This window comes from Synechococcus sp. R6-5 (genome assembly GCF_047461775.1).
Classification (GTDB): domain Bacteria; phylum Cyanobacteriota; class Cyanobacteriia; order Thermostichales; family Thermostichaceae; genus Thermostichus.
Genome location: NZ_JANSHV010000038.1, coordinates 1 through 11,802 on the forward strand (window position 1 = coordinate 1; position 11,802 = coordinate 11,802).

The following is an 11,802-nucleotide window of genomic DNA, read 5'->3' on the forward strand; positions in this document are numbered from 1 at the left end:
GCAGTGTTCAGCGTAAATGTATCAGCACTATGCCCTATACTCTCGAAGACTTAAAAGCCCACGGCCTTTCCCCGGCGGAATATCAACAGATCCAGCAGCAGCTGGGCCGGGATCCCAACCCCAACGAGCTGGCCATGTTTGGGGTGATGTGGTCAGAGCACTGCTGCTACAAAAACTCCCGCCCTCTGCTGAAAAACTTTCCCACCACGGGCGAGCGGGTAGTGGTGGGGCCGGGGGAAAATGCCGGCGTAGTGGATCTGGGGGAGGGGGATTGGCTGGCGTTTAAGATCGAGTCCCACAACCATCCTTCGGCAGTGGAGCCCTTCCAGGGGGCAGCTACCGGCGTGGGAGGGATCCTGCGGGATATCTTTACCCTGGGCGCCCGTCCCATTGCCCTGCTTAACTCGCTGCGCTTTGGGCCGCTAACCGATCCCCGCAACCGCCGCTTGATGGCCAGGGTGGTGGAGGGCATTGCCCACTACGGCAACTGTGTCGGGGTACCCACAGTGGGGGGAGAAGTGGCGGTGGATCCCTGCTACAGCGGCAATCCCTTGGTCAACGTCATGGCCCTGGGGCTGCTGGAGACGCCGGCAGTGGTGAAATCGGCAGCGCGGGGGGTGGGGAACCCGGTCTTGTACGTGGGCGCCACCACCGGGCGGGATGGCATCCGCGGCGCCAGCTTTGCCAGCGCCGAGCTCAAGGAGGATGCGCAGCAGGATCGGCCGGCAGTGCAGGTGGGGGATCCCTTCCTGGGCAAATGTCTCATCGAGGCCTGTCTAGAAGCTTTTGCCACGGGAGCCGTGGTGGCGGCCCAAGACATGGGGGCGGCTGGCCTCACCTGCTCCACTTCGGAAATGGCCGCCAAGGGAGGGGTAGGCATCCGGCTGGATCTGGATCGAGTGCCGGCGCGGGAAAGCGGCATGGCTGCCTGGGAATACCTGCTCTCGGAATCCCAGGAGCGGATGCTGCTGGTGGTGCAAAAAGGCCGCGAGGCGGAGGTGATGGAGATCTTCCACCGCTGGGGTTTGCAAGCTAGTGTGGCCGGGGAAGTCATTGCCGAGCCGCTGGTGGAGATCTGGCACCAGGGATCCTGCGTGGTGCAGGTGCCGGTGCGGGCTTTGGCCGAAGACACCCCCGTCTATGTCCGTCCGGTGTTGCCAGAGCCGCCAGCCTACGTGCAGGCAGCGTGGCAATGGGATCCCGCCACTCTACCCCCTTGTGATTGCCAGGGGATCCACCTCGCTCAGGCAACGCTGGCATGGAAAGAGGTGCTGCTGCAGCTTTTGGCCAGCCCCACCCTGGCCAGCAAAGCCTGGATCTATCGCCAATACGACCACCAGGTGCAAAACAACACCGTCCTTTGGCCGGGCCAGGGAGATGCGGCGGTTATCCGCATCCGTTCCCAAAAGTTTGGCGTGGGCGAGGTGCCGCCCCTGCGAGCTTCCCGCAAGGCCATCGCTGCTACCCTGGATGGCAATGGCCGCTGGGTGTATTTGGATCCCTACGAGGGGGCCAAGGCAGCCGTGGCGGAAGCTGCCCGCAACCTCACCTGTGTGGGGGCCGATCCCCTAGCTGTTACCGATAACCTTAACTTTGGCAATCCCGAAAACCCGGTGGTGTACTGGCAGCTGGCCCTGGCCTGTCGGGGGATTGGAGATGCCTGCCGTGCCCTCGGTACGCCGGTAACGGGGGGAAACGTTTCTCTCTACAACGAGACCCTCACCCCCCAGGGATCGCAGGCTATCTACCCTACCCCTGTCGTTGGCATGGTGGGTCTTATTCCCGACTTGAAATGCATCTGTGGCCAGGGGTGGCAGCAAGAAGGGGATCTCATTTACCTCCTGGGATCCCAGGCCCTCACCAGCTTGGGGGGCAGCGAGTATTTGGCGGTCATCCACCAGCAAGTTACGGGCCGGCCCGCGCCAGTGGATCTGGAATTGGAAAAGCGGGTGCAAGCTGCCTGTCGCCATGGAATCCGCCAGGGCTGGGTGCGCTCTGCCCACGACTGCAGCGAGGGGGGATTGGCTGTGGCTTTGGCAGAAGCCTGCTTGAGCGGAGGCCGCGGCGCAACCCTCTCCCTGGCTCCTGGATCCTTGCGCTGGGATCAGGCCCTGTTTGGCGAGGGATCCAGCCGCATCCTGGTTTCTGTGGATCCGGCCCAGCGCTCTGCTTGGGAAGCCTACTTAGAAGCGCAGCTTGCCGGCCAGTGGCAGCTTTTGGGAGAGGTGGGATCCCCTGCGGATCCCCTGCTCTTAAGGACGGCAGAAGAGGATCCCTTACTGGTGGTGTCTTTGGCAGCCATGCAGGCCGCCTACCACGGTGCCTTTTCGGACTAGCTGAGCCTCGGTTGGGAAACCGTTTTCTGCGCCCAGCTCCCTTCTCCCTTGGGGAGAGGGGCCAGAGGTTGGAGAGGAAAACATCCTTAGGGGGATTTTTCCTCACACAAATTGGCCTGGATCACCTCTCGATATTGGGACTTGGGCTTAACGCCCACCAACTGGGCCACCAGCGTCTTGTTTTTGAAAAATTGCACCGTCGGGGTGCCCGCCACCCCCCCTGCCTCTGCAATCTCCGGATCTTTCTCAATATCGATCTCCACCACGTGCAGCTTGTCCGAGAACTCATCGATGATCTTGTTCAAGATCGGCTTGAGGGCATGACAAGGGGCACAGGTGGGGGCGGTGTACTTGACCATGAGCAGGCGATCGCTTTCGTGGTAGAGTCGCCGCAGGGCATAGCTCCCCTCATGGCAAGTCTTGCTGAAGTCTAAGTCATCCTGTCCATTCTCCTCAAAGCTGGCCTCCTCAACAGCAGGATCCCTAGCAGACTCTGCCGCAGAAGTCGCAGCAGGGCTGGGTTCAGGATGGCTTTGGGGAAGGACGTGATACTCCTGGGCCAAGCCGTGTTCCGAGAGCCAGCGCTCTGCCAACATGGCCGCCATACAGCCAGTGCCGGCAGCGGTAATCGCCTGACGAAACTCGTGATCCTGCACGTCGCCGGCGGCAAACACCCCCTCCACACTGGTGGCCACGGATCCCGGGCGGGTGACGATGTAGCCGATTTCATCCAGTTCCAGTTGTCCTTTGAACAAGTCGGTGTTGGGCTTGTGGCCAATGGCATAAAATAGGCCACCCACTGACATCTCGCGTATTTCGCCGGTTTGGTTGTTCCGCACTTTCACCCCGGTCAGGCGCAGGCCGTCGCCCATCACTTCCACCGCCTCGGTGTTCCAGTGCACAGTGATCTTGGGGTTGTTGAGAACACGATCCTGCATGGCCTTGCTGGCCCGCATTTTGTCGCTGCGCACCAGCATGTGCACGTGGGATCCAAACTTGGTCAGGTAGGTGGCCTCCTCACAGGCAGTATCGCCGCCGCCGATCACCACCAATTCCACCCCTCTGAACATGGGCATAGCCCCATCGCAGACAGCACAAGCTGACATGCCCCGGTTCCAGTAGGTCTCCTCCCCCGGCAGGTGTAGGCGCTTGGCTGTGGCCCCGGTGGCGATGATCAGGCTGTGGGTGCGCAATTCCCGCTCGTCAGAACGGACGACAAAGGGCCGCTGGCTTAAATCCACAAAGGTGACATCTTCGGTGTAAAGTTCTGCCCCCCACCGCTGCGCTTGAGCCCGCATGTTCTTCATCAGTTGGGGGCCGGTGATGCCTTCGGGAAAGCCCGGAAAGTTCTCCACCTCGGTGGTGGTCATCAGTTGCCCGCCCGGGATCCCGCCCGCCTGGAACCCCTCAAACACAACCGGCTTCAGGTTGGCACGCCCAGCGTAAATGGCTGCTGTAAACCCAGCAGGGCCGGAGCCGATAATCACCACATTCTCAACCCGACTTTGCTCTGTCATCCGATGTCTCTCCTTCTGCAATGGGAATAAAAGCCAAACTCATAATGACTACGCTTTAGCTTAACACCCCTTGGCGAACCGGTCGAGCTGGGGGCCTGCTGATCCTAATTTTCGCTCGCCTCAGGCAACCGGGGCAGGGTTTTGCCCGCCCCATCCGGTTATTTCTGCCCAGAGGTTGGCAGGGTGGCGGCCATTGCTCAAGTTCTGGATCCCCAACACCCAATCCCGGTTGACCCAAGCCAGAAGGAAAAGAGGTGTCTGAGATGGCCAGCAATTTGGTCTTGGTCAGAAAGCGGAGCTCAAATGAATTTTGTATCAGAAACTACAAAATACCCGTGTTGGCCTTTCTAGGATGAGTGAGCGTTTTTGGCCTGTCTGGGTCGAAGCGTGGGGATCACCTGCTGGGATCCCATTTGTTTCAGCCACAGTTCCCCCAGTCTTAACCGCAACCCAATCAGGAGAGAGTAATGGCATCCACGCCCCAAGAAGTGCTTCAGATGATCCAGGACAACAACGTCCAGATAGTGGATCTCAAGTTTGTGGATATCTTTGGCACCTGGCAGCATGTTTCCTTCCACACCTCGATGATCAAGGAAGAAACCTTCACCGAGGGGCTTCCCTTTGACGGATCCAGTATCCGGGGCTGGAAAGCGATCAACGAGTCGGACATGTACATGGTGCCGGATCCCAAAACGGCTTGGATCGATCCCTTTCTGGAGGTGCCCACCCTCAGCATAACTTGCAGCATTGTTGAGCCGCGCACCGGCCAGCCCTATAGCCGTTGTCCCCGCAGCCTTGCCGCCCGTGCCGTTGCCTATCTGCAATCGACGGGCATTGCCGATACGGCTTACTTCGGGCCGGAGGCGGAGTTTTTCATTTTTGAGGATGTTCGCTTCGACCAAACCCAAAACTCGGCCTACTACTTCGTGGATTCCATCGAAGGTCGCTGGAACTCGGGCCGCGAGGAGAAAGGTGGCAACCTGGGCTACAAGCCTCGCTACAAAGAGGGCTATTTCCCGGCCCCGCCCACCGATGCCCATCAAAACATCCGCACCGAGATGCTGCTGACCATGGGCAAGTTGGGAGTGCCCATCGAGAAGCATCACCACGAGGTGGCTACCGGCGGGCAAGGGGAGTTGGGCTATCGCTTTGCCGATCTGATCACGGCTGCCGACTACATGATGGTTTACAAATACGTGATCCGGAACGTGGCCCGCAAGCACGGCAAAACCGTCACCTTCATGCCCAAGCCCCTATTTAACGACAACGGCACTGGCATGCACACCCACCAGTCCCTCTGGAAGGATGGCCAGCCCCTGTTCTACAGCGAAGGCACCTATGCCAACCTGAGCGAGACAGCTCTCTACTACATCGGTGGCCTGCTCAAGCATGCCCCGGCGATCCTGGCCTTCACCAACCCCACCACCAACTCCTACAAGCGCTTGGTGCCCGGTTTTGAGGCGCCGGTGAACCTGGCTTACTCCCAGGGCAACCGTTCCGCTGCCATTCGCATTCCCGTGACCGGCAACAATCCCAAGGCCAAGCGTCTGGAGTTCCGCTGCCCGGATGCCACCTGCAATCCCTACATCGCCTTCTCGGCCATGTTGATGGCTGGCCTGGACGGGATCAAGAATAAGATCCACCCCGGCGAGCCTCTGGACAAAGATATCTACGATCTGGAGCCGGAAGAGCTGGCCAAGATCCCTTCCACACCCGGATCCCTGCTGGATGCTCTGGAAAGCTTGCAGAAGGATCATGCCTTCTTGCTAGAGGGCGGTGTCTTTACTGAGGATCTGATCCAGACCTACATCGAGTACAAGATCGACAACGAGATCAACCCCATCAATCTGCGGCCTCACCCCTACGAGTTCGCCCTTTACTTCGACGCCTAAGCGGTGTGGCCGATTCTGCAGCGGGATCCCTGATGGGATCCCGTTTTTTTCCGAGGAAATAGCACCCCTCAATTGTGGATCCCTTGGGCAACTTAGCTACTTTTGGTCAACAGCACCTCGTGCCAGCGTTGAAGCGTCCTGTGCCGTCCATCGACCTGAGGAAGCTCAACCCAGAAACCAAAAGGGGATCCCCAGCCGGGATCCCTTCTCGCTGAGCTCAGGCCAGAGCATCAACAGTTACGGGCAGATCAGCTCATGCTGACACGGCTACGGTCGTAGTTGAGCCGAAAGGTGGGATGCACTTTTCCTTGGATGCGGTTCCAGAAGTTGCGCACGTTGACATGCAGGCCAATCTGCTCTGTACCGCGGAGCAGCATGGATTGCTGGCGAATCCGAATCAAGCGTTGATGGCTCATCATCAAGCGGCGAGACAGCTCATCCAAGACATGAGAACGGCCATTGGCAGCCACCGGGGCAGATGCCTCTGCCGTCTGAACGGGTTGAGCCGGCCCTTCGGCCGCCTTGAGATGATGAGCAACACCCCGATAGAGCAGGTCAAGGTTGGTGGGCAAAACCACCGGCTTGCTCAGGTGGCGGAACCGCCAGTCCAGCCCCCGGTAACGACCCCCCACTTTGCCGGGAGAAACCGCTGCAGTTGCAGAAGAGGGGGTGTAATCGACGCCACGGTAAAAGAGTGCCATGATCTTCGCCTCCAATGAGTTGAGTTTTCATCCGTTCGCCTTCTCCTGAGAGACAAGAGAAGCCACACGGTTACCAGAAGAGTTGAGGCGCGTTCCTTCGGGATATCTCCCTACTTCCGTCCTCTGGCCGTGATGTCGCTCTACCTACATTAACGAGCCGCCCAGCACGCGAGAGGATGAACGATTTCTATCTACATTCTGTATTATAAGCTACGGTTTTGGGGTGTTGTCAGCAACTTTTAACAAAAATTTCCACTGAGTTTCTGGCCAGCTTCCTCTAATCGGGACTAGTCAGCCGGGATCCCTGGGGGAAGTAAGGTGCAGGGCTTGGGGCCAGGTTCTCCACTCTGTCCGAGATGCCAGAGGAAGCATTATCGTGGAAGAATCCTCAGGATTGGCTACAAAAGTTCACATTCCTCGGTGAGTGCCCTGTGCAGGAAGACTTTCGTCTGATTTTGGACATTGTGACGGTATTGGCGGCAGCGGCAGCAGGTGGATTCTTGGCTTCGCTGCTGAGGCAGCCGGTGTTGCTCGGCTACTTACTGGCCGGGATCTTGGTGGGGCCAACCGGGTTGGGGTGGATCAAAGAGTTGGTTCAGGTGGAAACCTTGGCCCAGTTTGGGGTGACCTTTTTGCTGTTCACCTTGGGGGTGGAGTTTTCCCTGAAAGAATTGCGCAAAGTGCGGGGGATCGCCTTTGGCGGAGGCATTTTGCAAATTGGCCTGACGATTTTGATCACGGCGGTGCTGGCGGTGGTCAGCAGCTGGTTGACGCCGGTGCAAGGGATCTTTTTGGGGGCCGTGCTCTCCTTGTCCTCGACTGCCGTGGTGCTGAAAAGTCTCACTGAGACCAACCAAATGGGCACTCCCCAAGCCCAGGCCATGCTGGGGATCCTGATTGTGCAGGACTTGGCGGTGGGGCTGATGCTGGCGGTGTTGCCGGCTTTGGATTGTCCCTTGCCGGAGCTGGCGGGATCCCTGGCCAGGGCCTTGGCAGAAATCGGCTTGGTGGGGCTGGGGGCGGTGGTAGGCGGGATTTGGCTGGTTCCCGGTTTCCTGCGTCTGCTGGCTCAGCAGGAGAGCAAAGAGGTGTTTCTGCTGGGGGTGATCAGCCTCTGCGTGGGGATTGCCCTGTTGACGGAGCGGCTGGGCATTTCCAGCGAGATTGGGGCTTTCATTGCCGGTCTGATGATCTCGGAGGTGGAGTACGCCGACCAAACCCTGGACTATGTAGAGCCTTTGCGAGATGTGTTTGCTGCTCTCTTTTTTGCGGCCATCGGCATGCTCATCGATCCCAGCTTTATCCTCGGCCATCTGTTGCTGATCCTGGGGCTGGTGGGTCTGGTGATGGTGGGCAAGTTTTGCATCGTGGCTCCCTTGGCGCGGCTGTTTGGTTACACTCTGCCGGCAGCGGTGGTGGTGGGGCTGGGCCTATCGCAAATCGGCGAATTCTCCTTTGTGCTGGCCAGCGAGGGGCAGGCTTTGGGATTGGTGTCGCGGCAGATCTATTTGTTGATTGTCAGCACCACAGCCGTTACCCTTCTGCTCACTCCCTTTCTGCTGAGGGGCGCTCCTCGACTGTTTTCCGGGCTACACGGGATCCCCTTCTTGGCCCGCTGGTTGGAATCGGGCGAGCGGCCCCGCGCTTTGGCCCCCGATGCTCCTCAACAGGGGCACGTGGTGGTGTGCGGCTATGGGCAGGTGGGGCAAGACATTGTGCGCATTCTGGAAGCCCGTCGTCACCCCCTCTTGGTCATTGATCAATCAGAACGGGTGATCCAACACCTGCGTTCCCGTGGGATCCCTTACTTGTATGGGAATGCCGCCAGCGCCTTGGTGCTGGAGAAAGCTTGCCTGCCCCAGGCCCGCGCTCTGGTCATTGCCCTGCCGGATCGCATGAGCATCCGCCTCTGCCTAAAACGAGCTCTGGAGTTGGCGCCGCAATTGGATGTGGTGGTGCGAGCTACCGACAAGGAAGACATCGAACAGCTCTATCAGTTGGGGGCCAGAGAAGTCGTCCATCCCGAATTCGAGGCCAGCTTGGGTCTGTGCAGCCATGTGTTGCTGGAATTGGGAGAACCCCCAGACATCATTCAGCAGGAGATCCTGGCCATTCGCAGCAGCCACTACCGCGATCTGCGCCCTCTCCACCCCAGTTGTCTGATCCCTGCGCCTGTCAGTTGGCTGACACCGCCGGCCCCACCTCCCTCTCCCCCCCTCCCCGCCAATGCCAACGGCAGCCACGACAGCCACCCACCTGAGTCTGTGCTGGCCTGGTGGGAACGCTGGCAGCGGCCTGTTCAACCCGAATGGGCAGGGATCCCTGGCTCTGCCGAGTAGAGATTTGCACCTCAATCTTCGTAGTATCCTGCAAACTGGAGGTGTGGCCACTGCAAGTTGCAAGCCTCGGGACAGTTCCCCCGCTGCCTTTGCGGATGGAGACGCTGGGAGGTTTTCCAGAGGCAACGGAAAGGGTCCCCGGCGTTGCTCGGCACCTTGGGGGAGGGGTGCCCCATCTGTTTCTGGCCTAGGTTGCCATGCCGACCGTTAACTATCTGCGCATCAGCTTGATCGATCGCTGCAATTTCCGCTGCCAGTACTGCATGCCTGACGAGGCGGAGTTGACGTGGCTGCAAGCCCCAGAGCGTTTAACGGATGAGGAAATCCTCACGTTGGTTCGAGAGGTGTTTTTGCCGTTGGGGATCGATTGCTTTCGCCTCACCGGCGGCGAACCCCTGCTCAGGCCGGGGCTGGAGCACCTCATCCGGGCTCTATGCAGCCTGCCTGGGGTGAGAGATGTGGCCCTTACCACCAACGGCTTCAACCTCAGCCAAAAAGCTCAACTCCTCTATGAAGCGGGGTTGCGCCGCATCAACATCAGCTTTGATTCCCTCAACCCCGAGACCTTTCGACTGATCACGGGGCGGGATCGCTGGCGGCAGGTCTGGGCCGGGATCCAAGTTGCCCACCAAGTGGGGTTCGATCCCCTCAAGTTGAATGTGGTGGTGATCCCTGGGCTCAACGAATCGGAAGTGGAAGATCTGGCTGCCCTTACTCTGGAGCGACAATGGCATGTGCGCTTCATCGAGTTTATGCCCATTGGCAATGCCGCCCTCTTTCAGCAGGCCGGCTGGGTGGAGTCTGAGGTGCTGCGACAGCGAATTCGCGCTCGCTTTGGCCTGGAACCTGGGTTTGTGGCCGGCAATGGGCCGGCGGATGTGTTTCGAATCCCGGGGGCAAAAGGCACCTTGGGCTTTATCAGCCAGATGTCGGAGTGCTTTTGTGATCGATGCAACCGCATGCGGCTATCCAGCGACGGTTGGCTGCGCCCTTGCCTGCTCAACGAATCCGGCCAAATCAACCTGCGGGATCTGCTGCGAGCTGGGATCCCTGCCGAAAGGCTAAGACAGCAGGTGCGAGAACTGCTGGACATCAAGCCGGACATCAACTTCAAAGGACGGGACACCGGCAGCCAGGGATCCTACCGGCGCACCATGTCTCAGATTGGCGGCTAGCGGGGATAAGGGATCCGCAAAAGCTGGTTGACCGGTGGGTGGGCCACCTGCAACTGTTTCCCATCCGGCCACTGGATCTGGATTTCCTTGACCCCTGTTTCGGATCCCAGGCCAAAGTGGGCCACCGGCTCCATCTGACAGAGGTAGCCGCTGCCGGCGTCGATGGCCTGGATCTGGGTACGGGTGGAGGTGAGCAGCCTTACCAACGCGCCGCGGGCCGGGGCTCCCTGGCGGGTGAGGGGCAGAACCCTCAGCCAGTTGTTGGCATTGGCCTGAGAGCGATAGAAGCTGAGAGGCTGGGCGCCAGACTCCCCATGGGCAATCAACAATTCCAGACGACCATCCCCATCCACATCGGCCACCGCTGCTCCTGTCCCCAATCCCTGCGGCTCGGCAGCATCTCCAATGTCGATGGCTTGCCAACGGCCGGAGCGCCAAGCAAACAGACGGTTGGGCTCGCCGATGTTGTTGAAAAACAGCTCTGGGTAGCCGTCGTTGTCGAAGTCGGCAGCAATGACCGTGCGAATGCGAGAGGGCCTGGCCAGCTCAGGGGGGGCTACATCCTTAAAAAAACCGCTGGGGGTCTGGATCCAGAGGCGATGGGGGCCTTCCCAGTTGCCGTAGAGCAAATCCAGCCGTCCATCCCCATCCAGATCCACCGCCGCCACGCCACGTCCGTGCTCGTCCGGATCCGCCAGGCCCACCTCAGCGGCAATCTCTTCAAAGGTGCCATCTCCCCGGTTGCGAAACAGAAAGTTAGGTCCCTGCTCATTGACGGCAAAAATGTCCATCCGCTGCGAGACCAAGGGCACGGCCACCAACCCCCGCCCGCCCGTCACCCGATTGAGTCTCGCTTCTGGCGCCACATCGGCGATCATTTGGTTAGGGCCCAACTCGTAGAGGCGCATAGGGCCGCCGTAGTTGGCTACGAAAAATCCATAGCTCCCCTGGCCAAGACGATCCACACAAGCTACAGAGCGACCTGCCGTCAAGTTGAGGGCATCTTGGTTTTGCGGCAGGGAGAACAGGTCCACCCAGGCGGATCCCTGCCAGTCGAAGAGGCGATCCCCAAAGCGCTTGCGCCCGCCGAAGGTATCGGTGTTCAAGACATAAAGTTCTTCCTGCCCGTCCCCGTCAAAGTCGGCAGCAGCCACCCCAATTGCCATGCGCCCTGCATCGGCCAGGGTGTCGTCTGCTTGATCCACCAGGGCTTGCCCATCCCACTTCAAGACTCGATTCGAGCCGCGGAACCCGCACACAAACAGCTCAAAGGCCCCATCCCGATCCAAATCGCAAGCGGCAACCCCGTAGAAAAGGGCAGGTGGGTTAAAGCGGATCTGCGAGCTGCAATCTTGGAACATGGGGATCCCATCGGAGAACAATAGGAACTGGTGGAGCTTCCAGCTCTGATGGTATGCTGGATCTTCGCTGGAACTTCCCCTTCAACCATGCCACGCATCAAATCTGCCATCAAGCGCGTTCAGATCGCAGAGCGGAATCGGCTGCGCAATAAAGCCACCAAAGCCATGGTGCGCGCTCTGATGAAGAAAGTGATCTCCCTCTCAACTGCCTATGCCGCCAACCCACAGCAAGAAACTCTGCAGGAAATCCAGGCGGCGATGAGTGCTGCTTTCAGCCGCATTGATAAAGCTGCCAAAACCGGCGTCCTGCACAAAAACACAGCCGCTCGTCGTAAGGCTCGGCTGGCCCGGATTGTGAAGCTATCTGTGGCTTCCTCGGAAAAATCCCAGGCTGAGGCTTTGGGTGGGCGTGATTGACTTCTCCTGCTGCTTCGGAAGTGGTGCTTGTGCGGGATTTCAGCTAGAAATCGCAGGAGCCCCG

8 protein-coding genes and 1 riboswitch are annotated in these 11,802 nt (G+C 59.4%); of the genes, 5 read left to right on the forward strand and 3 right to left on the reverse strand.

Annotated features, from left to right (window positions below):
- Positions 1-20: 20 nt before the first annotated feature.
- Positions 21-2,336: a phosphoribosylformylglycinamidine synthase subunit PurL gene (gene purL, locus NW818_RS02010; protein ID WP_414423710.1), complete on the forward strand. Its 2,316-nt coding sequence runs from the start codon at positions 21-23 to the stop codon at positions 2,334-2,336.
- A gap of 86 nt (positions 2,337-2,422) precedes the next feature.
- Here purL and trxB read toward each other — a convergent pair whose 3' ends face one another.
- Positions 2,423-3,853 carry a thioredoxin-disulfide reductase gene (gene trxB / locus NW818_RS02015; RefSeq protein WP_414423706.1) on the reverse strand — a complete coding sequence of 477 codons (1,431 nt, stop codon included), beginning with the start codon at positions 3,851-3,853 and terminating at the stop codon, positions 2,423-2,425.
- A 467-nt stretch (positions 3,854-4,320) separates the two neighbouring features.
- Here trxB and glnA point away from each other — a divergent pair, with 467 nt between their 5' ends.
- Positions 4,321-5,745, forward strand: a complete 1,425-nt coding sequence (glnA, locus tag NW818_RS02020; protein WP_414342228.1) for a type I glutamate--ammonia ligase — start codon at positions 4,321-4,323, stop codon at positions 5,743-5,745.
- 248 nt (positions 5,746-5,993) lie between these two features.
- Here the strand turns inward: glnA and NW818_RS02025 are convergent, their stop codons facing one another.
- Positions 5,994-6,446, reverse strand: coding sequence for a DUF4278 domain-containing protein (locus tag NW818_RS02025; protein WP_011434342.1), 453 nt, complete (start codon positions 6,444-6,446; stop codon positions 5,994-5,996).
- A gap of 86 nt (positions 6,447-6,532) precedes the next feature.
- A riboswitch (Glutamine riboswitch) is annotated at positions 6,533-6,631 on the reverse strand.
- 246 nt (positions 6,632-6,877) lie between these two features.
- Between NW818_RS02025 and NW818_RS02030 the strand changes: the two genes are divergently transcribed.
- Together NW818_RS02030 and moaA are read left to right on the forward strand one after the other, a co-directional pair.
- Positions 6,878-8,785, forward strand: coding sequence for a cation:proton antiporter (locus NW818_RS02030; protein ID WP_414423707.1), 1,908 nt, complete (start codon positions 6,878-6,880; stop codon positions 8,783-8,785).
- A 197-nt stretch (positions 8,786-8,982) separates the two neighbouring features.
- Positions 8,983-9,960, forward strand: a complete 978-nt coding sequence (moaA, locus tag NW818_RS02035; protein ID WP_414423708.1) for a GTP 3',8-cyclase MoaA — start codon at positions 8,983-8,985, stop codon at positions 9,958-9,960.
- Here the strand turns inward: moaA and NW818_RS02040 are convergent.
- A complete protein-coding gene (locus tag NW818_RS02040) occupies positions 9,957-11,321 on the reverse strand; it encodes a CRTAC1 family protein (RefSeq protein ID WP_414423709.1) in 1,365 nt (454 codons plus the stop codon). The two genes, moaA and NW818_RS02040, sit on opposite strands and share 4 nt — an antisense overlap.
- Before the next feature lie 87 nt (positions 11,322-11,408).
- On the opposite strand from NW818_RS02040, the gene rpsT reads away from it, so the two are divergent.
- Positions 11,409-11,738: a 30S ribosomal protein S20 gene (gene rpsT / locus NW818_RS02045; RefSeq protein ID WP_414331315.1), complete on the forward strand. Its 330-nt coding sequence runs from the start codon at positions 11,409-11,411 to the stop codon at positions 11,736-11,738.
- Positions 11,739-11,802: the final 64 nt, after the last annotated feature.